Annotated in this window: 20 protein-coding genes and 1 tRNA gene; 11 read left to right on the forward strand and 10 right to left on the reverse strand. The window is 61.8% G+C overall.

The features are described 5' to 3' along the window. The first annotated feature begins 54 nt into the window (after positions 1 to 54). The 3 genes from GR212_RS13010 (at position 55) to GR212_RS13020 (ending at position 1,918) form a co-directional block, all read left to right on the forward strand. Positions 55 to 131: transfer RNA gene (locus tag GR212_RS13010), tRNA-Arg, on the forward strand. 255 nt (positions 132 to 386) lie between these two features. After that, positions 387 to 962 (forward strand): DUF6932 family protein, encoded by a 576-nt coding sequence (locus tag GR212_RS13015; protein ID WP_246725751.1) that lies wholly within the window; start codon positions 387 to 389, stop codon positions 960 to 962. Between the two features lie 62 nt (positions 963 to 1,024). Continuing rightward, positions 1,025 to 1,918, forward strand: coding sequence for a hypothetical protein (locus GR212_RS13020; RefSeq protein ID WP_246725752.1), 894 nt, complete (start codon positions 1,025 to 1,027; stop codon positions 1,916 to 1,918). A gap of 48 nt (positions 1,919 to 1,966) precedes the next feature. On the opposite strand, the gene GR212_RS13025 is transcribed toward GR212_RS13020, so the two are convergent. Continuing rightward, the gene (locus GR212_RS13025) at positions 1,967 to 2,428 is read right to left on the reverse strand and encodes an Ivy family c-type lysozyme inhibitor (RefSeq protein WP_163986994.1); all 462 of its coding nucleotides are present in this window, start codon (positions 2,426 to 2,428) and stop codon (positions 1,967 to 1,969) included. 76 nt (positions 2,429 to 2,504) lie between these two features. Continuing rightward, positions 2,505 to 2,771: a BON domain-containing protein gene (locus GR212_RS13030; protein ID WP_163986995.1), complete on the reverse strand. Its 267-nt coding sequence runs from the start codon at positions 2,769 to 2,771 to the stop codon at positions 2,505 to 2,507. 202 nt (positions 2,772 to 2,973) lie between these two features. Here GR212_RS13030 and dxr point away from each other — a divergent pair, with 202 nt between their 5' ends. Both dxr and GR212_RS13040 read left to right on the forward strand, forming a co-directional pair. After that, positions 2,974 to 4,167, forward strand: a complete 1,194-nt coding sequence (dxr, locus tag GR212_RS13035; protein WP_163986996.1) for a 1-deoxy-D-xylulose-5-phosphate reductoisomerase — start codon at positions 2,974 to 2,976, stop codon at positions 4,165 to 4,167. 121 nt (positions 4,168 to 4,288) lie between these two features. After that, positions 4,289 to 4,921 (forward strand): LysE family translocator, encoded by a 633-nt coding sequence (locus GR212_RS13040; protein WP_163986997.1) that lies wholly within the window; start codon positions 4,289 to 4,291, stop codon positions 4,919 to 4,921. Positions 4,922 to 5,050: 129 nt separating this feature from the next. Here the strand turns inward: GR212_RS13040 and hemA are convergent, their stop codons facing one another. The 4 genes from hemA to GR212_RS13060 all read right to left on the reverse strand — a co-directional run bounded on the left by hemA (position 5,051) and on the right by GR212_RS13060 (position 10,216). Then, positions 5,051 to 6,262: a 5-aminolevulinate synthase gene (gene hemA, locus GR212_RS13045; RefSeq protein ID WP_163987357.1), complete on the reverse strand. Its 1,212-nt coding sequence runs from the start codon at positions 6,260 to 6,262 to the stop codon at positions 5,051 to 5,053. Between the two features lie 220 nt (positions 6,263 to 6,482). Further along, complete coding sequence (locus GR212_RS13050; RefSeq protein WP_163986998.1) at positions 6,483 to 7,277, reverse strand: FAD binding domain-containing protein; 795 nt, start codon at positions 7,275 to 7,277, stop codon at positions 6,483 to 6,485. Positions 7,278 to 7,297: 20 nt separating this feature from the next. After that, positions 7,298 to 9,643 (reverse strand): xanthine dehydrogenase family protein molybdopterin-binding subunit, encoded by a 2,346-nt coding sequence (locus tag GR212_RS13055; RefSeq protein WP_163986999.1) that lies wholly within the window; start codon positions 9,641 to 9,643, stop codon positions 7,298 to 7,300. Positions 9,644 to 9,727: 84 nt separating this feature from the next. Continuing rightward, entirely contained in the window at positions 9,728 to 10,216 is a 489-nt protein-coding gene (locus tag GR212_RS13060; RefSeq protein WP_163987000.1) for a (2Fe-2S)-binding protein, read from the reverse strand. A 294-nt stretch (positions 10,217 to 10,510) separates the two neighbouring features. Here GR212_RS13060 and GR212_RS13065 point away from each other — a divergent pair, with 294 nt between their 5' ends. From GR212_RS13065 to GR212_RS13075, 3 genes are all read left to right on the forward strand, one after another. Further along, positions 10,511 to 10,786, forward strand: coding sequence for a glycine zipper domain-containing protein (locus tag GR212_RS13065; protein ID WP_163987001.1), 276 nt, complete (start codon positions 10,511 to 10,513; stop codon positions 10,784 to 10,786). A 321-nt stretch (positions 10,787 to 11,107) separates the two neighbouring features. Then, on the forward strand, positions 11,108 to 13,033 hold the full coding sequence (locus GR212_RS13070; protein ID WP_163987002.1) for an autotransporter assembly complex protein TamA: 1,926 nt from the start codon (positions 11,108 to 11,110) through the stop codon (positions 13,031 to 13,033). A gap of 65 nt (positions 13,034 to 13,098) precedes the next feature. Further along, the gene (locus GR212_RS13075; RefSeq protein ID WP_163987003.1) at positions 13,099 to 17,289 is read left to right on the forward strand and encodes a translocation/assembly module TamB domain-containing protein; all 4,191 of its coding nucleotides are present in this window, start codon (positions 13,099 to 13,101) and stop codon (positions 17,287 to 17,289) included. A 3-nt stretch (positions 17,290 to 17,292) separates the two neighbouring features. Here the strand turns inward: GR212_RS13075 and GR212_RS13080 are convergent, their stop codons facing one another. Further along, positions 17,293 to 17,721 (reverse strand): Lrp/AsnC family transcriptional regulator, encoded by a 429-nt coding sequence (locus GR212_RS13080; RefSeq protein WP_112804040.1) that lies wholly within the window; start codon positions 17,719 to 17,721, stop codon positions 17,293 to 17,295. Between the two features lie 241 nt (positions 17,722 to 17,962). On the opposite strand from GR212_RS13080, the gene rocF reads away from it, so the two are divergent. The 3 genes from rocF to GR212_RS13095 all read left to right on the forward strand — a co-directional run bounded on the left by rocF (position 17,963) and on the right by GR212_RS13095 (position 21,696). Beyond that, on the forward strand, positions 17,963 to 18,898 hold the full coding sequence (rocF, locus tag GR212_RS13085; RefSeq protein ID WP_163987004.1) for an arginase: 936 nt from the start codon (positions 17,963 to 17,965) through the stop codon (positions 18,896 to 18,898). Positions 18,899 to 19,249: 351 nt separating this feature from the next. Continuing rightward, positions 19,250 to 19,726 (forward strand): chemotaxis protein CheW, encoded by a 477-nt coding sequence (locus GR212_RS13090; protein ID WP_163987005.1) that lies wholly within the window; start codon positions 19,250 to 19,252, stop codon positions 19,724 to 19,726. 296 nt (positions 19,727 to 20,022) lie between these two features. Beyond that, entirely contained in the window at positions 20,023 to 21,696 is a 1,674-nt protein-coding gene (locus tag GR212_RS13095; protein WP_163987006.1) for a methyl-accepting chemotaxis protein, read from the forward strand. 171 nt (positions 21,697 to 21,867) lie between these two features. On the opposite strand, the gene GR212_RS13100 is transcribed toward GR212_RS13095, so the two are convergent. The 3 genes from GR212_RS13100 to fdhF all read right to left on the reverse strand — a co-directional run bounded on the left by GR212_RS13100 (position 21,868) and on the right by fdhF (position 26,018). Further along, positions 21,868 to 22,134 carry a formate dehydrogenase subunit delta gene (locus GR212_RS13100; RefSeq protein ID WP_163987007.1) on the reverse strand — a complete coding sequence of 89 codons (267 nt, stop codon included), beginning with the start codon at positions 22,132 to 22,134 and terminating at the stop codon, positions 21,868 to 21,870. Continuing rightward, the gene (gene fdhD, locus GR212_RS13105) at positions 22,124 to 22,951 is read right to left on the reverse strand and encodes a formate dehydrogenase accessory sulfurtransferase FdhD (RefSeq protein WP_163987008.1); all 828 of its coding nucleotides are present in this window, start codon (positions 22,949 to 22,951) and stop codon (positions 22,124 to 22,126) included. Before fdhD ends, GR212_RS13100 begins: the two co-directional genes overlap by 11 nt. Positions 22,952 to 23,138: 187 nt before the next feature. Further along, the gene (fdhF, locus tag GR212_RS13110) at positions 23,139 to 26,018 is read right to left on the reverse strand and encodes a formate dehydrogenase subunit alpha (protein WP_163987009.1); all 2,880 of its coding nucleotides are present in this window, start codon (positions 26,016 to 26,018) and stop codon (positions 23,139 to 23,141) included. Between the last annotated feature and the right edge of the window lie 2 nt (positions 26,019 to 26,020).

Below are 26,020 nucleotides of genomic sequence, written 5' to 3' on the forward strand. Positions count from 1 at the left end.
CAACGCAAAAAGGCTTGGCTTCCTGCCCGCGCTTTTGTATGGATCAACGCAAGTGGTCTCGTAGCTCAGCAGGATAGAGCACCAGATTCCTAATCTGGGGGTCACGCGTTCGAATCGCGTCGAGATCACCATTCAACCCCAGTCAAAACAATCTATTAGTCTATTTATCTGCTGGCTCGCGTCCCTACACGTTCCAGTGGCGTTCCTAGACGCCTGTTACTTAAGCTCTCGCGACATTGCTGCATGGGGCTTGAAGTTGGACGACATTGCGGGTTTTTTGAGCGTTTTCTCGATTTTTGGCTTGAAACAGCAGCCACACGCAAGCTTAAGTAAGCATTTTATTTACTGAAATACGCAATATGGTTGTATCGACATAGGGGGATCGATTGCCAATACCGACATTCAATGCGCAAGGCATGCTCCCGCCGACGATTGGCAATGATCCAACCACAGCAGATAGGTCGCCCTATCACGCCACTATGCCAGAGTTCGTTCAAGCATTCGCCACATCGATTGAACGAAAATCGCTTCTCAGGAACCTTATCGCCTATCGTGCCTTAATAGCGACGGACGGCTATGAACGCGGCTATCAGTTCTTCGACGGAAGTTTTGTCGAGAATGTTGAAGTTACCCGTGGTCGCGCGCCGAAAGACATTGATGTTTTCACAATGCTGCATGCCCCGCAGAAATATCTGGATAGTTTCGCTCTGTGGCAGGGCCCAGGTTTTCAGTTTTGGTCTTCTGAGATCGCAGATCAGAAACTAAACAAGGAACGCTTTTCGCTGGACACGTATGCTCTTTTGATCGAAGACGCCCCTCTTGATCGGATGCTGGAGCAGGTCATGTATTGGTATAGCTTGTTCTCTCATCAGAGAGACACGTTCGCCTGGAAAGGATTTGTTGCAGTGTCGTTCGATAGAGCGCAGGATGACGAGGCCCTAGCGTTGATAGAGGCAATGTGATGCCAACACTACTGTCGATAGAGGCTCTGGAGAACGACCGTCAGTTCGTCGAGAGACGACGAATGGCGGACGACAGTCCTTGGGGTACCGCGCGCCTTATGTGGGATCAGCGACTAAGAGCGATTGACGATAAGATTGCGGAGGCAAAGTCGCGTCGTTCTGCTTATGCCAGTGTAGCACTCATCTTTGACGGTCTGCCGGTAATAGGTCAGGGAGATATTCGTCTCGATTTTACGACAGATGCGCTCGCCTCTTACCAGAAGGTGATAGCAGCCTCCCTTGCATCCCAGGGCGATCAACCAGTCGCTGCCAAAGGAAAAATAAAGGGTGCGGATAAATCGAAGCTCTTTATCCGAGATATCGTGCGTGGCTCGATGGGTTTCATCTTGGAGGAACTCGCTGCCTCCCAAACCGATATGTTCGACACCCCCTTGAAATCCGCGGTAGAGCAAGCGACCGGCCTAATTGCCAAATTAAACGACGCCTCATCGGAAGAGTTCGGTGTTGTTATCGAAACCGCCTCTCCGCGATTGGTGGGCGCTCTTCAGAAATTCACCAAAGTGCTTCGCGATTCTGGAGCGACAACCAGAATCGTAGGAGATGAGAATCGAGTGATGCTTGGCTTGGAAGACATCAACCGCTTATCTGAACGTTTCAGCGATGTTGAGGTAACGGAAGAGGATGTGTTGCACGATGGAATCCTTCTTGGGATTTTGCCTGATTCTCACGAATTCGAACTTCAGCTTCCTGACAATCAAGGCACGCTGAAAGGCTCAGTCACAGATGATCTCACGTTCAAATATGTGACGGATCAAGCCTTCAAAGAGCAACTGCTGTTGAAACCAGTTAAGGCGCAGGTGAAGTATACACGTACGTCACGCAATGGCAGACTTATTAAACAGCAGGTGTCACTGGAGAACTTGGAGCTGCGCGCCGTAACTGATTTGTTGACGTAATCGTGGTCACGATTACCAATCTATAGCAGTCGTTCTCCGACCTTACAGTTACTTATAATCAAAGGCATCCGGATGGTTCTCCAGACTGCCCGTCAGCGCCGCATATAAAATCGTCCTGCCGTCGATCGATTCATTGCCGCCGCCGAGGTTCATCCAGGTGAGTGTTTCCGCCCTGGTGGCGGGATCGGCAGAGAGCAGCACGCCGTACATGATCTTCTTGCCGGGGTCGTACATCACGGCGATCTGCTCCGCGCCGCAATCATGCTGCTTGCAGGCGCTCATCACATAGACCTTCTGGCCGCCGAAGATGACCTCGTGGCCGGGGGATTCCACCGTTTTTCCGTAGATCCAGTCCGGCAGCCTGTGGCCTTCCGCCATCGTCTTGAAGGCAGCGGCGGCGGCCGGATCGGCGGCAATGTCGCGAAATGTCCCCAGATGGTCTCGCGCCAGCGCGCTCGTCGCGCCCATGAGGATGCCGGCAAGAGCGGCGGCCGCGATCATCTTTCTCATCTACTCCACCCTGAAAATGCGATCCGCCACGCATTGGTATCGCCTGCGGGATGAACATGGGCTGAAAACCGATAGATCACCCCACCGCGATCCTGTTTCTGACCAGCCTGACACCACGGATCGACTCGGCAACGGCGGTTGCCCGGATCACCTCCTGCTGGGTCGCCACCGAGCCATCCAGACGGATTTCCTGGCCGGCGGCGGTGACCTTGACGTCGGACGCATCGATTCCGCCGGCAACGGCAAGCGCATTGGCAACGGCGGATTCGAGCGCCGAGCGCCTGGTCTGCTCGCTTTCCAGATAAAGTTCCGCGCCGTGGAACGTCGCCGCCTTGAAAACCATCCGTCGCCCTCCGCATTCGAGTGGTCAGAAAACGCGGCACAGCGCATTTGGTTCAATAAAGACCGAAAATATCGTCAAATCAGTGAGTTCGCCTTTGGCGCGCAACGGCGGTGGAATGAGGTTGCACCAGCGGCGGACTTGCCGCTCCACGCAATCCCCTGTAGAGCCTTGGGGGAAAGCAGCAGCAAATGCGGATACCTGAATGAACACCGGCAGCACGGCGCGTCGTCGCCTGACGATATTGGGTTCGACCGGCTCTATCGGCCAGAATACGCTCGACGTCATTGCCCAACTGGGCGGACGTGACGCTTTCGATATCGCCGCGATCACCGGGCATGACAATATCCAGCTGTTGGCCGAGCAGGCCAGGGCCTGCGGTGCAACTTTGGCCGTCACCGCCAACGAAGAGCGCTATCAGGATCTGAAGGATGCCTTGGCCGGGTCGGGCATCGCGGTCGGCGCGGGCAAGAATGCCCTGATCGAAGCCGCCTCCCTGCCCTCGGAATGGGTGATGGCGGCGATCGTCGGCACGGCCGGCCTTGCGCCGACGCTGGCGGCCGCCCGCCGCGGCGCCGATATCGCCCTTGCCAACAAGGAATGCCTCGTTTCCGCGGGCGATCTCTTCGTGCGCGCCGTTGCCGAAGGCGGCGGCCGGCTGATCCCGGTCGACAGCGAACACAGCGCCATCTTCCAGGCGCTGGAAGACGACCAGCAGCATGCGGTTGAGCGCATCATCCTGACTGCCTCCGGCGGCCCCTTCCGCACCTGGACGCGCGAGCAGATGGCCAATGTCACGCCCGCCACCGCGCGCGCCCACCCCAACTGGTCGATGGGCTTCAAGATCTCCATCGGCAGCGCCTCGATGTTCAACAAGGCGCTTGAGATGATCGAGGCCAAGCACCTTTTCAACGTGCGGCCGGATCAGATCGAAGTCGTCGTCCACCCGCAATCCGTCATTCACTCCATGGTCGGCTATACGGACGGCTCGGTGCTGGCGCAGCTCGGCTGTCCCGACATGCGCACGGCGATCGGCTATGCGCTCACCTACCCCGCCCGCACCAGGCTCAGCGTCGACCGGCTGGATTTCGCCAAGCTCGCGCGGCTCGATTTCGAGGCGCCGGACGAGATCCGCTTCCCGGCATTGCGTCTCGCCCGCACCGCACTGGAGCGTGGCGGCCTGCAGGGCGCGATCATGAATGCCGCCGAAGAAATCGCTTTCCATGCCTTCGTGGATGGCCGCATCGGCTTCCTCGAAATGGCCGATATCGCCGAAGCCGTCATGGACGAGATGATCGCGACCGGCAGTGCCGAAAGCATGGATGCCGTCTTCGCCGCGGATGCCGAAGCGCGCAGCCGCGCGGCCGTCCTCATCGCCCAGCGCGACAAGGCAGCGTAAGCAATAACCGACATAAAGCGATCACCGATCGGCACGTCCGGCTCGCCCCGCGAATAGCCGGTTGCCATTTCCGGCGATCGTGATAGGGAGGAATTCCGGCCTCACTTTCAAGGGAATCACGATGCCGGACTTCTCCACCCTCATTCTTTTCGCCGCTGCGGCGCTGGTGCTCACCGCCACGCCCGGCCCCGACATGCTTCTCATCGCCTCGCGCAGCGTCAGCCAGGGCCGGTCCGCCGGTTTCCTCACCTATGCCGGCATTGCGCTTGGAACCTATTGCCATGCCATGGCCGCGGCACTCGGGCTGTCGCGGCTGTTCCTGACTGTTCCTGTTGCCTATGAAATCGTGCGTTGGGCCGGTTGCGCCTATCTGCTCTATCTGGCGGTCAAAACCCTGCGTTCGCAGGGCTCCGCCTTCGCGCCCTCGGCCGGGCTCAAGCGGCTTTCGGGCCGGCGTATCTTCACCGAGGGTCTTGCGACCAATTTGCTGAATCCGAAGATGGCCTTGTTCGTGCTCGCCCTCTTCCCGCAATTCGTCAATCCGAACGGCGGATCGATGATCCTGCAGATGGCGCTGCTCGCCACTATCCTGAACGGCATCGGCTTTCTGGTGAACGGTTCCGTCATCCTGCTCGGCAGCCACATCCGGGGTCGGCTTTCGGCGATCAAGCGCATTCCGAAGCTGCCGCAATATCTGCTGGCGACGGTCTTTGCCGGCCTCGCATGCCGCCTGGCTCTGGGAAGCCGCGGCTGACGGCACTGGCGTAAGAATCATTACGGAAGCGGGCTTATCACCAACGCTTCCGCAATGAATTGCATGTCGATTTTCGGGCGGAAGCCGTGCCCGTCGAATCCGGCACGGCAGACCTTGGAAAGCTGTCTCTTACGCGACGGCCCTAGCGAGCGCGCAACGCGACCAGAGGGCGTGCAGCGCGCCGACGAGCTGCTCGATATCGCCATCCGAATGCAGCGGCGTCGGCGTGATGCGCAGCCGCTCGGTCTTCTTCGGCACGGTCGGATAGTTGATCGGCTGCACATAGACGCCGGCATCCAGCAGCAGGTCCGATATCCACTTGCACTTGGCCGCATCGCCGACCATGACTGGCACGACATGGCTCGGGTTCGGCATGTGCGGAATGCCGTTGGCATCGAGCTGCGCCCGCAGCCGGCGCACCCGATCCTGATGGCGGGCGCGCTCGAACTGGCTGACCTTCAGATGCTGGATCGAGGCGACAGCGCCCGCCGCCAGCGCCGGCGGCAGCGACGTGGTGAAGATGAAGCCGGAGGCGAACGAGCGGATGAAATCGCAAAGCGCCGTCGACGCGGCGATATAGCCGCCCATGACGCCGAAGGCCTTGCCGAGCGTGCCTTCGATGACGGTCAGCCGATCCATCAGGCCCTCGCGCTCGGCAATGCCGCCGCCGCGCGGGCCGTACATGCCGACGGCATGCACTTCATCGAGATAGGTCATCGCGCCGTACTTATCGGCGAGATCGCAGATCTCCTTGATCGGGGCGATATCGCCATCCATCGAATAGACGGATTCAAACGCGATCAGCTTCGGCGCCTTCGGATCGGCGGCCTTCAGCTTGGCTTCGAGATCGTGCAGGTCGTTATGCTTCCAGATGACCTTGTCGCACTTGGCATAGCGGATGCCTTCGATCATCGATGCGTGGTTGAGCGCATCCGAGAAGATGATGAGGCCGGGAATGCGGGCGCCGAGCGTGCCGAGCGTCGCCCAGTTGGAGATATAGCCCGAGGTGAAGATCAGCGCGGATTCCTTGCCGTGCAGGTCGGCGAGTTCCTGCTCGAGCAGGACATGGTAGTGGTTGGTGCCAGAAATATTCCGGGTGCCTCCCGCACCCGCGCCACAGTGATCGATGGCCTGTTTCATCGCCTCGATCACCTTCGGGTGCTGGCCCATGCCGAGATAGTCGTTGGAGCACCAGACGGTCACCTCCTGCGGGCCGTTGGCCGTATGCCTGATAGCGCGGGGGAAATTGCCTCGGCGGCGTTCGAGATCGGCGAAGACCCGGTAACGGCCCTCACCGTGAAGTCCGTCAAGCTCGCCCTTAAAAAATGCTTCGAAATCCATCATCTGCTCCAGTACCGTGCAACCGTTTTCAAGAATGGCGGTTCACACGTCAACCCCTCCGCATTGCTTTCACGCCCGGCTGCGGCAAATGGCCCCTAATTTTGAACAATTCCAGACAAGAATACTGATTCACGCAAAATTGACAATCGAAACCATGGCGGAAACACTCTCTCCGGAACGGCGGGTAAACCCCGCCGTTCCGGGCTTACTCGCGGCGAATCTATGCCGCAGCCACGGCGCGTTTCGCCATGACCTTGATCAAATTGGCGCGGTATTCCGCCGTCGCATGCAGGTCCGAAAGCAACATGCCCGGATCGACGGTCACGCCCGCCACCGCCTCCGGCAGCCAGTTCGCCGCAAGCGCCTGCTCCAGATCTCCCTGCCGGAACACGCCGTCCGCACCCGCGCCGGTAACGGCGACGCGCACGCCACCCGCCCCCTTGGCGACGAAGACCCCGGTCATCGCATAACGCGAGGCCGGATTGGGGAACTTGGCATAGCCGGCCCTTTCCGGAGCATCGAAGGCGATGGAGGTAATCAGCTCGGCACCCTGCAGCGCGGTTTCGAACAGACCCCGAAAGAAGTCGTCGGCCGCGATCTGGCGCCGGTCGGTAACGATGGTGGCATTCAGCGCCAGCACCGCCGACGGATAATCCGCCGCCGGATCGTTGTTGGCGACGGACCCGCCGATCGTGCCCATATGCCGGACATGCGGATCGCCGATCATGCCGGCAAGTTCGCAAAGCGCCGGACAGACCGAGCGGATCGCCGCCGAGGAGGCGACCTCCGCATGGGTGGTCGCTGCCCCGATCGTGACCCTGCGGCCATCGACGCGGATGCCCTTGAGCGAGGGGATATGCCGGAGATCGACGAGATCGCTCGGCGAGGCCAGGCGCTGCTTCATGGTGGCGATCAGCGTCATGCCGCCGGAGACGTATTTGCCTTCGTCGGTGTCGGACAGAAGCTTCACGGCTTCGTCGACCGAGGAGGCGCGATGGTAATTGGTTGCGTACATTGTCCTATCCTCCTCTCGTTTCAGGCACCGGCCCGCGCCGCTTCCCACACCTTGAGCGGGGTCGCCGGCATGGTCAGCGTGTTGTTGCCGATCGCGTCGGTAATCGCATTCATCAGCGCCGGCGGCGAGCCGATGGCGCCCGCCTCGCCGCATCCCTTGATGCCGAGCGGATTGCTCGGACACGGCGTGTTCTGATGCGAAAGCTGGAAGGACGGCAGGTCGTCGGCGCGCGGCATGGTGTAGTCCATGAAGCTCGCCGTCAGAAGCTGGCCGTTCTCATCGTAATGCACGCCTTCCAGCAACGCCTGGCCGATGCCCTGCGCGATACCGCCATGCACCTGTCCCTCGACGATCATCGGGTTGATGATGTTGCCGAAGTCGTCTGCCGCGACGAACTGCACGATCTCGGTCTTGCCCGTCTCCGGGTCCACCTCGACCTCGCAGATGTAGCAGCCGGCCGGGAAGGTGAAGTTCGCCGGATCGTAGAAGGCGGTCTCCTTCAGGCCCGGCTCCATGCCGGCGGGCAGGTTGTGCGCCGTGTAGGACGCCAGCGCCACCTGGAACCACGGCAGCGCCTTGTCGGTGCCCGCCACCTTCACTTCACCGTTTTCGATGACGATATCGCTTTCGTCGGCCTCCATCAGGTGCGCGGCGATTTTCTTCGCCTTCGCTTCGACCTTGTCGAGCGCCTTGACGACGGCGGACATGCCGACGGCCCCGGAACGGGAGCCATAGGTGCCCATGCCCATCTGCACCTTGTCGGTATCGCCATGGACGATGGACACGCTGTCGATCGGCACGCCGAGACGATCCGCCACCAGCTGCGCGAAGGTGGTCTCATGCCCCTGCCCGTGGCTGTGCGAGCCGGTGAGCACTTCGATCGTTCCGACCGCGTTCACCCGCACCTCGGCCGATTCCCACAGGCCGACGCCGGCGCCGAGCGATCCCACCGCCTGCGACGGCGCAATGCCGCATGCCTCGATGTAGCAGCTCATGCCGATGCCGCGCTTCATGCCGCGGGCGGCTGCCTCCGCCTTGCGGGCAGGAAAACCATCCCAATCCGCCTGCTGCATGGCGGCGTTGAGGGAAGCCTCGTAGTCGCCGGCATCGTAGTTCATGATGACGGGCGTCTGGTAGGGGAAGGAGCGGACGAAGTTGATCCGCCGGAGTTCCGCCGGCGAAACGCCGAGCTCGCGCGCCGCCGTTTCCACCGTGCGCTCCAGAAGATAGGTCGCCTCCGGCCGCCCTGCCCCGCGATAGGCATCGACCGGCACGGTATTGGTGTAGACCGTGCGGACGTTGGCGTGGATTGCCGGAATGGCGTACTGGCCCGACAGCAATGTCGCATAGAGATAGGTCGGCACCGCCGAGGAGAACAGCGACATGTAAGCGCCGAGATTGGCTATCGTGTCGACCTTCAGCGCGGTGATGCGGTTCTGCGCATCGAAGGCCATCTTGACCTTGGAGAGATGATCGCGGCCGTGCGCATCGGTCAGGAAGGCTTCCGTGCGGTCGGCCGTCCATTTGACCGGCACGCCGGTCTTCTTCGACGCCCAGAGACAGACGATTTCCTCGGGATAGATGTAGATCTTCGAACCGAAGCCGCCGCCGACGTCAGGCGCGATGACGCGCAGCTTGTTTTCCGGCGCGACATTGTAGAAAGCGCTCATCACGAGACGCGCCACATGCGGGTTCTGGCTCGTCGTGTAGCAGGTATAGTGGTCTTCGGCCGCGTCGTAGATGCCGAGCGTGGCGCGCGGCTCCATGGCATTCGGCGAAAGCCGGTTGTTGTGGATCTCGATCTCGGTGACATGCGCCGCCTCGGCGATTGCCTTGTCGGTCGCCGCCGCATCGCCCAGCTCCCAGTCGAAGATCAGGTTGTCGGGTGCTTCGGGATGGATCTGCGGCGCGCCCGCTTTCAGCGCATTCACCGCCTCGACGACCGCGGGCAGTTCCTCGTAGTCGACGGCAACGGCTTCGGCCGCATCGCGCGCTTCGCCGATGCTGTCGGCAACGACGATGGCGACAGCATCGCCGACATAGCGCACCGTATCGACCGCCAGCGGCCGCCAGGCACCCATCTTCATCGGGGAACCGTCGCGCGAATGGATCATCCAGCCGCAGATCAGGTTGCCGATGCCATCGGCCAGCAGCTGCTTGCCGTCGAGGACGCCGATCACGCCCGGCATCGAAAGAGCCGCCGACACATCGATGCCGGTGATCTTCGCATGTGCATGCGGGCTGCGAACGAAATAGGCGTATTTCATTCCCGGCGTCACCATGTCGTCGGTGTATCGCCCCTTGCCCGTCAGAAATCGCTTGTCCTCTTTGCGCGCCACGCGCGCGCCAATGCCTTCCACGCCCATCACATCCTCCCATTGGGGTTGCGGGCCTGGCACCACGCCAAGACGACGATCATCGGCGTTTCGCCAGACGGTCTCGGTGAAACTCTATTCGGCCGCCTGGCTGGCGGCATTCATCTCGGCATTGGCTGAAAGCACCGCCTTGACGATATTGTGATAGCCGGTGCATCGACAGATATTGCCTTCGAGTTCGCTGCGCACCGTCTTTTCGTCCAGCGCTCCGCCATGACGGTTGATCATGTCGACCGCGGTCATCACCATGCCCGGCGTACAGAAGCCGCATTGCAGGCCATGATGCTCCTTGAAGGCGGCCTGAACCGGATGCAGTTCGCCGTTGGCGGCCAGACCCTCGATGGTTGTGATCCTGGAGCCGGAAGCCTGAACGGCCAGGATCGAACAGCTCTTCACCGACTTGCCGTCCATATGCACGACACAGGCGCCGCACTGGCTGGTGTCGCAGCCGACATGGGTTCCGGTCAGGCCGAGTTTTTCCCTGATGAAATGGACAAGCAGCGTGCGGTCCTCGCACTCGCCGCCGACCGAACGGCAATTCACCGTCAAAGTCACTTTTGCCATATTTTCCTCCTCGCCTCTCCTCCAGAGGCAAGGGCATCATTTGACTTTTTTGCAGTCCAATCAACCTCTACTTTAGAGAGATCATGGATTTTATGCTTGCCGCGGACGGTTTTATTCTGCGAACGCCAAGCCATCTTTCTTCAGCAAGAAAAAAACTGCCATCCACCGATAGACAATCATATTTTGCACGATATTTTCTATCATTGCAGGACTGCAAGACAGCCCATCGTGGTGGAGCTGAAGAATTGGGACGACGTTGGCCGGGGTTCGGCTTAACTAACGTTGGAGAGATAAATGAAGAAAGTTCTTATGCTCGCATTGGTCGGCTTGTCTATCGCAAGCTGCACGCCGACCGAACAGGGCGCAGGCATCGGCGCGGCATCCGGCGCGATCATCGGCGGCGCAGTCACGGGCAACGTCCGTGGTGCGGCAGTCGGCGCAGCGATCGGCGGCGTCTCCGGCGCCCTCATCGGCAGCGTCCAGGAGCAGCCCGGCCAGTGCTATTACCGCGACCGCTATGGCCGCCGCTACATCGACGATTGCCCGCGCGGCGGCTATCGCGGTTACTGATCGATCCCAGATCGAGATTTCAGAGTCCCGGATCGCAAGTCCGGGACTTTTTGATTTAAGGCCGGGCACAATAACCCGCACCAAGGCGGCGACCTCGACTATCGGCCGGATGACGGCAACCTTTACGGGTCGCGACACAGGTCGCCCGAACATTCCGAACCCTCGCCAAGATCCGCGCGTTTTGCGCTTTGGTAGTCATATTTTCCGGGTTTTTGACTCCAAAACGGTACACCTCGGGGACTTTTGCCTCTATGGTGGCCGCGCGTTAACCTGGGGGAAACGTCAAGCTGAGTAAGTTCTCATGTAACCGTAAAGCGGCGTATGCATAAAAGAACTGTACCGAAGAAGAGTATTGCGTATCGGCAGGCAGGAACCGTGGCAGCGGTTGCGGCAGCGCTTGCGCTCGGTCCGCTATGCGCCGGAAATGCCTTTGCATTCAAACTCTTCGGCATCAAGCTCTGGGGTGAGGACGAAACGGCCGACCAGGTTTCCGATCCCGTCCGCTACACGGTCGATTTCAAGGCCGACAATCTCGACAAGGATCTCAAGGAAGCGCTGAGCGAAAGCTCGATGCTGGTGTCCGACGAAAAGAAGCCGGTATCCGGCGACCTCGGCGTCGTGGTGAAGGCGCGCGACGATCGCGACCGGCTGATCGCCTCCCTCTACGAAAAAGCGCGCTACGGCGGCGTGGTCACCATCACCATCAACGGCACCCCGCTCGATGCCCTGCCGCCGACGCCGACCTTCAGCCGCGCCAAGCCGGTCGCGGTGACCATCAGCGTCAACCCCGGCCCCGTCTTCAAGCTCGGCAAGGTCAGCCTGCTCGGCGATGCCGCCAGGCTGGATCCGGCGAATTACGGGCTCGTGCGTGGCGGCGATGCCGGCTCGCTGACTATCCTGAAGGCAGGCGACAAGATGGTTGCCGACTTCAAGAACGGGGGACATCCGCTCGCCAAGCTCGACAATCGCGACGTCGTCGCCGACCACGCCACCAATACGGTCGATGTTACGCTGAAGGTCGACAGCGGTCCCATAGCACCTTTCGGCAACGTCGGCGTCACCGGCCAGAAATCGGTCGATCCGGATTTCATCAAGCGCTATGCCCGCATCAACGAAGGCAAGCCTTACTCGCCCGACGAATTGAAGAAGGCGTCGGATCGCTTGCGGAAGCTCGGGGTCTTTTCCAGCGTCACCATCCGCGAGGCCGACAAGCTGGCACCGGACGGCAGCATCCCGACGACCATCGAAGTGTCGGAAGGCAAGCAGCGCTTCTTCGGCGTCGGCGCGCAATATTCCACCATCGATGGCTTCGGCCTGCAGGGCTATTGGGGACACCGCAATCTGACGGGCCGCGCGGACTCGCTGCGCATCGACGGATCCGTGTCCCGCATCGGCGAGACGACCGATGTCGGCCAGCTCGATTATACGGCCGGCATCACCTATGTCAGGCCTGCGACATTCTACCCTTCGGCGACCTTCACCACGGCCCTGAAGATGCAGAGCCTGCATCCGGACGCCTACGACGCCAATACGGTGACGGGAAGCGGCGGCCTTGCCTATGAAATCAACGATCAGGATACCGTCTCCGCCGGCGGAGAAGTGTCCTATGAATCCGACACGACCGACGCCTTCGGAAAGCACAATTATCTGACGGTCGCGATCCCGCTCGAATATATTCGCGACACGCGCGACAACAAGCTGGACCCGACGGAAGGCTATCGCGCTTCGATCAGCGCCAAGCCGAGCTATGAGGCGATAGGCGGCTCGATCTTCAGCTCCGTCGAGGGTTCGATCTCCGGCTACAAGGGGATCGGCGCCAACAACAACGTCGTCTTCGCCGGCAAGCTCGCCCTGGGCTCGCTGATCGGCGCGAACAGCATCGAGGATATCCCCGCCACCCGACGCTTCTATGCCGGCGGCGGCGGCTCGGTGCGCGGTTACAGCTATCAGGAAATTTCGCCTTACAACTCCAACGGCGACGAAACCGGCGGCCGCTCCTATGCCACCGCCTCGTTCGAGGCCCGCGTGAAGATCACCGATACGATCGGGGTCGTTCCCTTCGTCGATATGGGCAGCGTCACCGATACTGCCTTTCCGGACTTTTCCGATCTGCGCATTGGCGCTGGCGTCGGCCTGCGTTACGCTACGCCCTTCGGCCCGATCAGGCTCGATGTCGCCGTTCCGTTGAAGAAATACGACGGCGGCACATCTTATGGCATCTATGCCGGCATCGGCCAGGCCTTCTGACAAACCGTATAGTTGTCGCAGACGTTTCAGCACACGGTTACAAAATTGAGGTTACTGTCGCTTTCATGAGCATGTTGATTCGAATTCTCGGGAAACTGGTGCGCTGGATCGCCTATGCGGTCGTGGCGATCCTTTTGCTCGTGATCGCGGCTGTGCTCGTCGTCGGCATGGTGCCTTCCGCAACGGGTTATGCGGTCGATCAGGTGGCCAGGCTCGCCTCGACGCCGGACCGCACCATTGCCATCGCAGCGCCTTCCGGTCTGCTGAGCGGCAGTCTGCGGGTCGGTGCCATTACCGTGGCCGACACGAAGGGCGTCTACGCCAAGGTGCAAAACCTCGCCGTCGATTGGTCTCCTTTGTCTTTGCTGACCGGCACCTTCCACGCCGATCGCATTGCGGCCGATGTGATCGACTTCCAGCGCCTGCCGGTCTCGACGGCGAGCCTGACGCAGGCGCCGGAGACGCAGACGGCAGGCAGCACCGGCTTCTCCTTGCCCATCGCCATCGATATCGGCGCCATCGCCCTGCCTGACCTTCGCATCGGGCAGGCCGTCGCCGGGCAGGATTTCATTCTCGCCGCCGATGGCAGCGTCAAGGCCAACAGCAGCAGCATGGGCCTGACGCTCAGCGCCAGCCGTCACGATGTGCCGGACGCCAAGCTCTCCGCCGATATCGCTTTCGCCCCGGCCGAAAACCAGCTGAAGCTGAAGACGCAGATCTCCGAGCCGCGCGACGGCATGCTCGCCGGCCTGCTGCACCTGCCGGGCGGCCCGGCCGTCAGCATCGACCTTTCCGGCGAAGGCCCGCTGTCCAACTGGGCCGGCAAACTGCAGGCAGCCCTCGACGGCAAGCCAACAGTTGCCATCGACGGCCATCACAGCCTCTCCGCCGATGGCCTGCATCATATAGACGTCAAGGGCGGCGGCGATGTCGATTCGCTCCTGCCGCCGACCATGCGGCCGCTCTTTGCCGGGCAGACGACCATCGATGTCTCGGCAACGTTCGACGGCAAGGGCAAGATCGATATCCAGACCGGCAACCTTGCTACCGGCAGCGCCGTCCTTGCCGCATCCGGCACGCTCGATCCCGCCGGCAACAACAGCCTCAACGCCAATCTGCTCGGTACCTCCGGCCCCGTCGACTTCCGCTGGCCTATGGAGGACGGCGAAGTGCGCGCCATGATTTCGCGCGTCGATATCGCGCTGACCGGCGCGGCGCAATCGGTGAAGATCGATGCGAAGGCCGCGCTCGACAGCGCCAGCACGCCGCAGGGCCAGGTCGGACAGATCAATCTCAGCGCCAGAAGCGATGCCTTCAATCTTGCAGCCATGTCCGGTCCGCTGCAGCTTCGCCTCGTCGTCGGCCAGACGGCCTTCGTCAGCGCCGACCTCAATCGGCTGATCCGCGCGCCGATCGCGCTCACCGCGCCGCTGCAACTCTCGCCGGATACGATCGGCTTCAACAACACCACCCTTGAAAGCGCCAGCATCGGCGGCACCGTCAACGGCAAATACACGCTGTCGTCCAAGGCGCTGACGGGCAATTTCAAGCTGTTCGCTCTGCCCGGCGTCTTGCCGGACGGCGTGTCGAACAAGTTCGAAGGCACGATTTCGCTGGAAGGCCAGGTCGCCGGCACCGTGCCGACCAAGATGACGCTGTCCAACCTCGCGGTGAAATCCAACGTCGCCGAAATCAGCGGCAATGTCGCGCTCAACGACCAGTCCCTGACATCGGATCTCACCGGCAAGGTGCTCGATCTCTCCAAGTTCGTCCCGAATGCGGAAGGACAGGCCGATATCGGCCTCAAGGCCAAGGGGCCGCTCACCGCGCTCGGCATCGATGCGACGGTCAAGGCCGTCAACGTCAAGCTGGCGGGACGGCTGCTGGATACGCTCGACATCGGCGTGACCGGCATCGCCGATCCGAAGGCGCCGCAGGCGAACATCCAGGCAAGCGGCGCGATCGACGGCAAGCCGATCCGCATCACCGCCGACGCAGTTTCCAAGGACGGCCGCACGAGCATTCCATCGCTATCGGCGGAAATCGGCACGAACAAGCTGCAGGGCAAGCTCGACCTTTCCCCGAGCTTCGAGCCGAACGGCGCGCTCACCTTCAACCTGCCGGATCTCGGCCTGCTCGCAGCGCTCGCCGGACAGAAGGCCGAGGGCGATCTCAAGGGCTCGCTCGATATCGCCAGCGCCAATGGCAAGATCGGCCTCAAGGTCAACGCCGGCGGCAGCGGCATCCGCCGCGACGATCTCGTGATCAGCAAGCCGGCCGTTGCCCTCACCGTCGACGATCTCAAGGCTTTCTCGGCAAACGGCAGCATCCGCGCCGACGCCATCGCCTCCGGGGCCAACCGCATCGCCGATCTCGGCCTGACCTTCACCCAGCAGGGCAGCCGCACGGATTTCGATCTGAAATCGACCTATGACAACGCGCCGCTGACAACGCGCGGCAGCGTCGAAACATCAGGCGGGCAGACGACCGTCAGCCTCGACTCCTTTGCGGGCGCGCCGCGCACGATCCCGGTGAAGCTCGCCTCTCCGACCAAGATCGTGATCAAGGACGGCATCGCATCGCTGAACGGCTTGACCCTGCAGACCGGGGGCGGTTCGGTTACGGTCGACGGCACCGCCGGCCAGACCCTGAACATCAATGCCAGGATCGCCAACCTGCCGGCCAGCCTCGCCAATGTCTTCGCGCCGACGCTTGCCGCCGAAGGCGTCATCTCCGGAACGGTAGCCGTCACCGGCAAGGCGACCTCGCCCGCCGTCGTATTCCAGACCAATTGGTCGGGGGCAGCAACGAGCCAGACGAAATCCGCCGGGCTTACGCCGCTCGGCATCAAGGCGGACGGCAAGTTTGCCGACAATGTCGTCACGATCAACACCAACCTGACCGGCCAGAGCGGCCTGGCGCTCAATGGCGGCGGCACAGTCGCCATCGCCGGCAGCAAGGCCATGGCACTCAAATTTTCCGGCAATCTGCCCTTCGATGCCCTTGCCGGCCAGCTTGCGGCACAGGGCCTCGTCATGACGGGCACGGCCAGGATCGACATGCAGATCGGGGGCACCACGGCCGCACCCGCCATCAGCGGTTCCATTTCCACCGACGGCGCCAAGCTGGTCGATGTCCGCCGCAACCTGACCCTCAACGGGCTCGCCGTGACGGTGACGCTCGACGGCAAGCAGGCCGTCATATCGCGCCTCAGCGGCAATCTGGCCAGCGGCGGCAGCATATCGGGCAGCGGCACGGTCGGCATTACCCCGGAAAGCGGCTTCCCCGCCGATATCCAGGTGAAGTTCAACAACGCGACCTATGTCGACGGCACGCTGGTGGCCGCGACCGTCAACGGCACGCTCGGCGTCAAGGGCCCGCTGATGACCGCGCCGATGCTGACGGGCAACCTGCGGATCAACAAGGCGTCGATCACCGTGCCCGAAAAGCTGCCGGCGTCGCTCTCCGAAATCAACATCAAGCACAAGAATGCGCCGGCCGCCGTCAGCGCCCAGTTCAAGGATCAGAAGCCGGAAGGGCCAAGGAGCAAATCGACGACGCTCGGCATCGACCTGCAGCTCCAGGCGCCCTCGCAGATCTTCGTGCGCGGCCGAGGCATCGACGCCGAACTCGGCGGCAACATCACCGTGCGCGGCACGGCGGCGGAGCCGGTCGTCTCCGGCGGCTTCACCATGCGTCGTGGACGCCTGACCATCCTCAGCCGCCGGCTCGATTTCACCGACACCAGCAAGATCACCTTCGGCGGTGACCTGACGCCGGCGCTCAACATGGAAGCGACATCGTCGGCCGGTTCCACCACGATCACGGTCGATGTCACCGGTCTCGCGACCGACCCGCAGATCGGCTTCTCCTCTTCCCCTGCCTTGCCGCAGGACGAGGTGTTGGCGCAGCTGATCTTTGGCCAATCCATGTCGAAACTGTCGGCCATGCAGATCGCCCAGCTCGCCGATGCCGCAAGCCAGCTCGCAGGCGGCCGCTCGACCTCGCTGTTCGAGGGCCTGCGCAGCCATCTCGGCGTCGATGACCTCGACATCTCGACGGATGCGAACGGTCAGGCGCAGGTCGGCGCCGGCAAGTACATCAACAAGCGCACCTATATCGAGCTGCAGCAGGGCGCGTCCAACAACACCAAGGCGATCATCAACCTCAATGTCGGGCGCGGCGTGAAGCTGCGTGGCGCGGCGGGCTCGGATGGCGCAGGCGAAGCCGGCATCGTCTACGAGCACGAATATTAAGCCTCAGAATCCCATCTTGCTGGTCTTCAGCAGGATATTGGATTCGGTGATGTTGATGCCATTGATCAGCCTGATCCGCCTGAGCGTTTCGTCGAACGAGGCCAGATCGCGATCTTCCAGTTCGGCAATGAAATCCCATTTGCCGTTGGTGCTGTGCAGGGCCCTGACCTGCGGCAAGCCTCGAAGCTGATCGGCAACCTTGTCGGCCAGCTTGCCGAGCACCTCGATCAGAACGATGGCCCTGACGCCGGCCGCACGGGTTTCATGGCCGGTGCGAATGGTGAAGGCAGCAATGGTGCCGTTCTCCACGAGCCGCTCTATGCGCGCGGCGACGGTCGCGCGCGACGCGCCGGTGGCCGCCGCCAGGGAGGAAACGGAGATGCGCGCATTGTTGCGCAGCGCACTGAGGAGATCGCGGTCGAGGTCGTCCATATGGCTTGTCATTCTGCTAAATCGAATTGATCAATCTGTCGAAACCTAATCGATTTTCGACACTTTTCCATCTTTTTGCTGTCATGCAGACAATCAATAATGCGACTCGACAGCCTCCAGGGCGGTTCGGCACTTCATGGAAACGCCGAACTGCTCTATCTCATTGTTTTATGCAATTCCGCACGGAAAGCCGCCGCGCAGTTCTCCGTCCGGAATTTCTCCAACCCTCGGAGCAATGCCGATGAACACGCAATCCACTCCCGTTACCTTGATCGGCGTTCCCCTGGAGGAAGGCTCCGGCCGCCGCGGCGCCGCAATGGGCCCGACCGCGCTGCGCATCGCCGGCATCGAAACGACGTTGATCGAACTCGGCCACCGTGTCACCGACAGCGGCGATCTGCATCCGGTTCCGGCAGCCGACCTTCCGGAGCATCCCCACGCCCACAATCTGAAAATCGTCGGCGCGTTCACCCGGGCGCTGGAAGCGAAAGTCTACGATGTCGCATCGTCGGGTGGCTTCCCGCTGATCCTTGGCGGCGATCACAGCCTGTCCATGGGCAGCGTTTCCGGCATGGCCCGCCATGCAGCCGAGGTCGGCCGGCCGCTTTTCGTGCTCTGGCTCGACGCGCACTCGGATTTCAATTCGCCCGCGACCTCTCCGTCGGGCAACATTCACGGCATGCCGGTTGCCTACTACTGCGGCGAGGCCGAGATTGAAGGCGTTCTGCCGGCCGGCCGGCCGCTGGTCGACCCGACGAAGGTCTTCCAGGTCGGCATCCGCTCCGTCGATCCGCGCGAGCGCGAGGAGATCCGCGAGCATGGCGTCAACGTCTTCGACATGCGCTCGCTCGACGAACAGGGTGTGGCCGCCATCATGCGCAAGGTGCTCGATACCGTCAGCGCCGCCAACGGCCTTCTGCATGTCAGCTTCGACGTCGATTTCCTCGATCCGGATATTGCGCCGGGCGTGGGAACCACGGTGCCGGGTGGCGCGACCTATCGCGAAGCCCATCTCATCATGGAGATGCTCTCCGACAGCAGTCTCGTCTCCTCGCTCGATCTCGTCGAGCTCAATCCTTTCCTCGACGACCGCGGCAAGAGCGCCCGCGTTCTGGTGGAAATGGCGGCAAGCCTCTTCGGCCGGCGCATCTTCGACCGTCCGACACGGGCCGCCTGAGGGCGTATCCCACCGGCAGAAGGAATCCGGCCGAGAGAGCAGCCTTCCTCTCACGGGGGCCATCCTCGCCCTTCGAGGCTTTGGCCCCTTCGACAAGCTCAGGAGCCTCCGCGCCTCAGGGTGAGGATGGGACGGCTTGGCCCCCGATACGGCTTGCCTCCTGGGGGCCGCGGAACGACAAGATCAGTCCTCATGGTGAGGTGGCGCGCAAGCGCCCTCGAACCACGAGAACGGGTGGCCAGCCCCCTTACTCGAAATCCCTTGTATGGATTTAGGTTTGAGCAATGTTCTTACTCTATCGTGACCTCAACGCGCCGCATTTGGCGTCACGGTTCAATGGGAAGAACGTTCATGGCCACGATCAATTCCACCAGCTTCAGCGGCGAAACTCTGGAGATCATTGCCTTCCGGCTACATGACCAGGAATTCTGCGTCAAGACGACCACGATCCGCGAAATTCGCGGATGGGCGCCGTCTACGCCGATCCCGCACGCACCGGCCGACGTCATCGGCGTCATGAACCTGCGCGGCTCGGTCATCCCGATCATCGACCTCGCCTACAAGCTCGGCATGCAGAGCACGGTTGCCAACGAGCGCAGCGCCATCGTCGTCGCCGAAGTGCACAACATGGTCATCGGCATGCTGGTCGACCGGGTCTCCGACATCCTGACAATCGCCTCCAGCCAGGTCCAGCCGGTGCCGGAAGTCACGGCTTCCTTCGACCGCGCCTATTGCGAAGGTATCATCGCCACGGAGAATGGAATGATCTGCTTCCTGAACCTCGCCAAGATGTTCAAGGAAAACGAAGTAGAAGAACTGGCCGCGTAACTTCGCGCTATAGCCTTTTTGAAAGCCGCCGCCTTATCAGTGGCGGCTTTTTTATTGGAGTAAATTTTAGATAATTATATTTTATTTAAGTTGTAATTTCTAATACACTTAATTTTACTTAAAATTAAGGGGTTTTAATCATCATCGTTTCCGAAGCGAGGAAAGAAGAAACGATCTCAACATTCCGACCATCCCGTGCGGAGCGCCGTCTTTCGGCGTACCGACGAGCGCGGCCGCCCGCTTCGATGCCATGGATCGACGCCCGTCAAGCGTGAGCCTTCTGAGAGGGAATAGGAATGTTCAGTCTTTCATCGGATACCAGCCGCATTCTTTCCGCCGTTTCCAAATCGCAAGCCATCATCGAATTCGACCTTCAAGGCAAAGTGCTGACCGCAAACGAGAACTTCTGTCGCGCGCTTGGCTATGAGCTGAAGGAAATCGTCGGCAACCACCACCGGATGTTCTGCGAACCGGCCTATGTCGCAACATCGGCCTATCAGGATTTCTGGGCGCGCCTCGGCCGTGGCGAATATGAAGCCGGCACCTACAAGCGGCTCGCAAAAGGCAATCGGGAAATCTGGATCCAGGCATCCTACAACCCCGTTTTCCGCAACGGAAAACCGGTGAAGGTTGTAAAATTCGCCGTCGACGTCACCGAAGCCAAAAGAAAGGCGATCGACGATGCCGGCAAGCTTGACGCCATCTCCCGCTCGCAGGCCGTTATCGAATTCCTGCCGACCGGCGAGATCCTGACGGCGAACGAGAACTTCTGCAACGCCATGGGCTATACGCTCGGCGAGATCGTCGGCAAGCATCACAGCATCTTCTGCGAACCGGCCTATGCCCGCACCGAGGAATACAAGCGCTTCTGGCAGCGCCTGGCGCAGGGCGAGTTCATCGCCAACGAATTCGTCCGATACGGCAAGGGCGGCAAGGAAATCTGGATCCAGGCCGCCTACAATCCCATCGTCGGCGCCGACGGCCAGGTCTACAAGGTCGTCAAGTTCGCGACCGACGTGACCTCGCGCATGAGCGCCATCGGCGAACTCGGCGGGGCGCTCCGCAGCCTGTCGGAAGGCGACCTGACCAAGACGCTCGAACATGCCTTCGTGCCGTCCATGGAGCAGCTCCGCCACGATTTCAACGCAACGATCCACAGGCTCTCCGAGACGCTGACCACGGTCGGCGACAATGCCAGCGCCATCGCTGCCGGATCCCGCGAGCTCGGCGATTCGGCGGAAGCCTTCTCGAGGCGCACCGAGCAGCAGGCAGCCTCCGTGGAGGAAACCGCCGCCGCCCTGGAAGAGATCACCACCACGGTTGCCGATTCCAGCCAGCGTGCCGAGGAGGCCGGGCGTCTCGTTGCCGAGACCAAGCGCGGTGCCGAGCAATCCGGCACGGTGGTTCGCAGCGCCGTCGCCGCCATGGACCAGATCGAGAAATCCTCGCGCGAGATCACCAACATCATCGGCGTCATCGACGACATCGCCTTCCAGACCAACCTCCTGGCATTGAATGCCGGCGTGGAGGCGGCACGCGCAGGCGAAGCCGGCAAGGGCTTCGCCGTCGTGGCGCAGGAAGTGCGCGAGCTGGCGCAACGCTCGGCGAGTGCCGCCAAGGAGATCAAGGCGCTGATCACCGCCTCCAGCGAACATGTGAAGAGCGGCGTCGGCCTTGTCGGCCAGACGGGCAAGGCACTGGAGCAGATCGTCACCCAGGTTGGCGATATCAACACCAATGTCGCCGCCATCGTGAAGGCATCGAAGGAGCAGACGATCGGCCTCCGGGAAATCAACTCCGCGATCAATTCGCTGGATCAGACCACGCAGCAGAATGCCGCCATGGTCGAGGAGAGCACCGCGGCAAGCCTCAGGCTCGCCAATGAGGCGGACGCTCTGCACACGCTGCTCGCACAGTTCCGCCTGGCGGACTCGATGATCCGCGGTATGGTGATGCGCCGCGCGGCGTGAACTCCGTCACCATTGCTTGTGCTACAGGAAGCCGCCGCGACCGCCGAGGCGGCTTCTCCATTTCTTGCACGCGCAGTCAGCCGAACTACGCAAGCGCCATCCAACTCGCCCGAGAATGAGACTACCTCTGTGAATTGGCAATAAGCCCAAAAGCCCTTGCGGACTTCGATACTAAGCCGGCTTAACTTCCTCGACCGGTGCCGGCTTATGAATGAGTGGGGCCGCCTCCAGCACCAACGGACTCAACCCGCTGTCCCCATGATCGATGATGGCAAACAGCTGCCGCCGCATGCGCGGCTCCCAGAATTTGTTGATGTGCGTCGCCACGCCCTCCACCGCCTCGTCCGCCGGCTGCGTCTTGAAGAAGGTGGCGATCTGGTTCGCCATGTAGACGAGTTTGGCTTCGGTCTTGCCGTGCGGCGTTTCGTCAGGCGACATCGGCGATGCTCTCCAGAGTGATGCGATGCGGGTGGGTAAAAATCTCGAAGTCATCGCCACGCACCAGCGCCACCAGCGTCATGCCGGCTTCATCGGCGGTGCGGATGGCAAGCGCGGTCGGCGCGGAGATGGCGACGAGCACGGCGCTGCCCAGTATCGCCGCTTTCTGCACCATCTCGACCGACAGCCGGCTGGTGACGGCAACCACGCCTTCGGCTCCTTTGCGACCGGAGCCGATGACCGCGCCGCAGAGCTTGTCCAGCGCATTGTGCCGGCCCACATCCTCGCGCACCGCAAGCAATCCCTCGGCCGGAATATAGAACCCGGCGCCATGAACGGCGCGTGTCTCGCGATGCAGTGGCTGGGCGTCGTTGAGGAGAGCGATCGCGCTGACAATATCCTTCTGCGTCAAGGCGAGTTCGACCTTGGAGACATCCGGCACCTTGCGCACGGCCTGCTCGATCGATTCGATGCCGCACAGGCCGCAGCCGACCGGCCCCGCCATATGGCGGCGGCGCAACCGCAACGCATCGGCCACTTCGTCGACCAGAATGATCTGAACGTCGATCCCCTGCTCGTCTTCGATCGGCTCGATCGCCGCGATCTGACCGATATCGGTGATGATGCCCTCGGTCAGACTGAAACCGATGGCGAAATCCTCGATGTCGGCGGGCGTTCCCATCATGACGGCGTGCGACGTGCCGCCATAGGAAAAGGCGATCGGCACTTCCTCGGGAACGATGCGCGAACCAGAGCGCAGCAGGCCGTTACGGCGGGCAGTCTCGGGGACGGTGGTCGTGGGGGTGAACCTGGTCATTGTCCGAACTCCCCTTCTCCCCGCCGGGGAGAAGGTGGCTCAAAGCGTCGGATGAGGGGGGCAAGGCGCGGCAGTTCCGCGCGTCCGGAGCGCAAGCGAAGAATATTTCCTTTTGCGAGAAAATACCCCCTCATCCGCCCTTCGGGCACCTTCTCCCCGAGGGGAGAAGGGGAAAATCCACCCAGCCTCACTCCGCAGCCTCCATCTTCCCGAGTATCCGACGAGACTGCTTGGCCTGTTCGTCGTACTCGACCTGCCACTGCGACGGACCGTTCGACGGCGAGACCTGCACCGCCGTCACCTTGTATTCCGGGCAGTTCGTCGCCCAGTCGGTATAGTCCGTCGTGATGACGTTAGCCTGCGTGTCCGGGTGATGGAAGGTCGTGTAGACTACGCCGGGAGCGACGCGGTCGGTAATCAATGCCCTGAGCGTCGTGTCGCCGGAGCGGCTGCTGAGCCTGATCCAATCGCCTTCGCGGATGCCGCGCTGCTCCGCATCGTGCGGATGGATCTCCAGGCGGTCCTCCGCATGCCAGACGACGTTTTCGGTGCGCCGCGTCTGGGCGCCGACATTGTACTGGCTGAGAATGCGCCCGGTGGTCAGCAGCAGCGGGAAGCGCGGGCCTGTTCGTTCGTCGGTCGGTACATATTCCGTGCGGATGAACTTGCCCTTGCCGCGCACGAAGCCATCGATATGCATGATCGGCGAGCCGAGCGGCGTCTTCTCGTTGCAGGGCCACTGCACCGAGCCCATCTTCTCCAGATAGTCGTAGGAGACCATGGCGAAGCTCGGCGTCGTCGCGGCGATCTCGTCCATGATCTCGGACGGATGCGTGTAGTGCCAGTCAAGCCCCATGGCCTGCGCCATCTTCTGCGTCACTTCCCAATCGGCATAGCCGTTGCGCGGGGTCATGACCTTGCGCACGCGGTTGATGCGGCGCTCGGCATTGGTGAAGGTGCCGTCCTTTTCGAGGAAAGTCGAACCGGGCAGGAAGACATGGGCGTAATTGGCGGTCTCGTTCAGGAAGAGATCGTGGACGACGACGCATTCCATCGCCGCGAGGCCGGCGGCGACATGCTTGGTGTCCGGATCGGACTGGAGAATATCCTCGCCCTGGATGTAGAGGCCCTTGAAGCTGCCGTCGACGGCGGCATCGAGCATGTTCGGGATGCGCAGGCCGGGCTCGTTGTTGAGCTTCACGCCCCAGAGCTTTTCGAAGATATCGCGGGTCGCGTCGTCGGAGACATGGCGATAGCCAGGCAGCTCGTGCGGGAAGGAGCCCATGTCGCAGGAGCCCTGCACGTTGTTCTGCCCGCGCAACGGGTTCACGCCGACGCCCGGACGGCCGATATTGCCCGTTACCATGGCGAGATTGGCGATTGCCATGACCGTGGTCGAGCCCTGGCTATGCTCGGTGACGCCGAGGCCGTAATAGATCGCGCCATTGCCGCCCGTGGCAAAGAGACGAGCCGCACCGCGCACGAGATCGGCGGGAACGCCGGTGTATTTCTCCGTCTCCTCCGGGCTGTGCTGCGGTTCGGCAACGAAGGCTGCCCAATCCTCGAATTCAGACCAGTCGCAGCGTTCGCGGATGAACTTCTCGTCGAACAGGCCTTCGGTGACGATGACATGGGCGAGCGCCGTCATCATCGCGACGTTGGTGCCCGGCTTCAGCGGCAGATGATAGCTGGCCTCGACATGCGGCGTGCGCACCAGATCGATCCGGCGCGGGTCGATGACGATGAGCTTGGCGCCCTGGCGCAGCCGCTTCTTCAGCCGCGAGCCGAACACCGGATGGCCGTCCGTCGGATTGGCGCCGATGACCAGAACCACATCGGAATGCTCGACACTGTCGAAATTCTGCGTGCCGGCCGAGGTACCGAAGGCCTGCCCGAGCCCGTAACCGGTCGGCGAATGACAGACGCGGGCGCAGGTATCGACATTGTTGTTGCCGAAGCCGGCGCGCACCAGCTTCTGCACGAGGAAGGTTTCCTCGTTGGTGCAGCGCGACGAGGTGATGCCGCCGACGGATTCGCGGCCATACTGATATTGCAGACGCTTGAACTCGGTGGCGATATGGGCAAAGGCCTCGTCCCAGGTCACCTCGCGCCAGGGGTCGGTGATCTTTTCGCGCACCATCGGGTTGAGGATGCGGTCCTTGTGGGTCGAATAACCATAGGCGAAGCGGCCCTTGACGCAGGAATGGCCGCGATTGGCCTGGCCATCCTTCCACGGCACCATGCGCACCAGTTCCTCGCCGCGCATCTCGGCCTTGAAGGAACAGCCGACGCCGCAATAGGCGCAGGTGGTGACGAGCGAATGCTCGGGCTGGCCGATCTCTATCACCGACTTCTCCGTCAGCGTCGCGGTCGGGCAAGCCTGCACGCAGGCGCCGCAGGAGACGCATTCCGAGTCGATGAAATGCTCGTGCATGCCGGGCGAGACGCGCGAGCCGAAGCCACGACCCTCGATGGTCAGCGCGAAGGTGCCCTGCACTTCCTCGCAGGCGCGCACGCAGCGCGAGCAGACGATGCACTTCGAAGGATCATAGGTGAAATAGGGATTGGACTCGTCCTTCGGCATCCATTTCAGATTGATGTCGCCGTTGTTGCGCGCCTTGACGTGATTGTCGCCCTCATAGCCGTAGCGAACGTCGCGCAGGCCGACGGCACCGGCCATGTCCTGCAGCTCGCAATCGCCGTTGGCGCCACAGGTCAGACAATCGAGCGGGTGGTCGGAGATGTAGAGCTCCATGACGCCGCGACGGATGTCCTTCAACCGGCCGGTCTGTGTATGGACGACGATGCCCGGTGCGACCGGTGTCGTGCACGAGGCCGGCGTGCCGTTGCGGCCTTCGATCTCGACGAGACAGAGCCGGCAGGAGCCGAAGGCATCCACCATGTCGGTAGCGCAGAGCTTCGGCACCTGAATGCCTGCTTCCATCGAGGCCCGCATGATCGACGTTCCCTCGGGCACGCTGATCTGGCGGCCGTCGATGGTCAGCGTCACCATGGTTTCGGAGAGGGAGGCGGGCGTGCCGTAATCGATTTCTGGAACGAGGGACATGG

This window comes from Martinezella lusitana (genome assembly GCF_010668395.1).
Lineage (GTDB): Bacteria > Pseudomonadota > Alphaproteobacteria > Rhizobiales > Rhizobiaceae > Rhizobium > Rhizobium lusitanum_A.

What these genes read in the sequence shown, in the direction of transcription:
- GR212_RS13020 (WP_246725752.1), top strand. Translation starts at nt 1,025, where the DNA reads ATGGCGGACGACAGTCCTTGGGGTACCGCGCGCCTTATGTGGGATCAG.
- GR212_RS13025 (WP_163986994.1), bottom strand. Translation starts at nt 2,428, where the DNA reads ATGAGAAAGATGATCGCGGCCGCCGCTCTTGCCGGCATCCTCATGGGC.
- GR212_RS13030 (WP_163986995.1), bottom strand. Translation starts at nt 2,771, where the DNA reads ATGGTTTTCAAGGCGGCGACGTTCCACGGCGCGGAACTTTATCTGGAA.
- dxr (WP_163986996.1), top strand. Translation starts at nt 2,974, where the DNA reads ATGAACACCGGCAGCACGGCGCGTCGTCGCCTGACGATATTGGGTTCG.
- GR212_RS13040 (WP_163986997.1), top strand. Translation starts at nt 4,289, where the DNA reads ATGCCGGACTTCTCCACCCTCATTCTTTTCGCCGCTGCGGCGCTGGTG.
- hemA (WP_163987357.1), bottom strand. Translation starts at nt 6,262, where the DNA reads ATGGATTTCGAAGCATTTTTTAAGGGCGAGCTTGACGGACTTCACGGT.
- GR212_RS13050 (WP_163986998.1), bottom strand. Translation starts at nt 7,277, where the DNA reads ATGTACGCAACCAATTACCATCGCGCCTCCTCGGTCGACGAAGCCGTG.
- GR212_RS13055 (WP_163986999.1), bottom strand. Translation starts at nt 9,643, where the DNA reads ATGGGCGTGGAAGGCATTGGCGCGCGCGTGGCGCGCAAAGAGGACAAG.
- GR212_RS13060 (WP_163987000.1), bottom strand. Translation starts at nt 10,216, where the DNA reads ATGGCAAAAGTGACTTTGACGGTGAATTGCCGTTCGGTCGGCGGCGAG.
- GR212_RS13065 (WP_163987001.1), top strand. Translation starts at nt 10,511, where the DNA reads ATGAAGAAAGTTCTTATGCTCGCATTGGTCGGCTTGTCTATCGCAAGC.
- GR212_RS13070 (WP_163987002.1), top strand. Translation starts at nt 11,108, where the DNA reads ATGCATAAAAGAACTGTACCGAAGAAGAGTATTGCGTATCGGCAGGCA.
- GR212_RS13075 (WP_163987003.1), top strand. Translation starts at nt 13,099, where the DNA reads ATGAGCATGTTGATTCGAATTCTCGGGAAACTGGTGCGCTGGATCGCC.
- GR212_RS13080 (WP_112804040.1), bottom strand. Translation starts at nt 17,721, where the DNA reads ATGGACGACCTCGACCGCGATCTCCTCAGTGCGCTGCGCAACAATGCG.
- rocF (WP_163987004.1), top strand. Translation starts at nt 17,963, where the DNA reads ATGAACACGCAATCCACTCCCGTTACCTTGATCGGCGTTCCCCTGGAG.
- GR212_RS13090 (WP_163987005.1), top strand. Translation starts at nt 19,250, where the DNA reads ATGGCCACGATCAATTCCACCAGCTTCAGCGGCGAAACTCTGGAGATC.
- GR212_RS13095 (WP_163987006.1), top strand. Translation starts at nt 20,023, where the DNA reads ATGTTCAGTCTTTCATCGGATACCAGCCGCATTCTTTCCGCCGTTTCC.
- GR212_RS13100 (WP_163987007.1), bottom strand. Translation starts at nt 22,134, where the DNA reads ATGTCGCCTGACGAAACGCCGCACGGCAAGACCGAAGCCAAACTCGTC.
- fdhD (WP_163987008.1), bottom strand. Translation starts at nt 22,951, where the DNA reads ATGACCAGGTTCACCCCCACGACCACCGTCCCCGAGACTGCCCGCCGT.
- fdhF (WP_163987009.1), bottom strand. Translation starts at nt 26,018, where the DNA reads ATGTCCCTCGTTCCAGAAATCGATTACGGCACGCCCGCCTCCCTCTCC.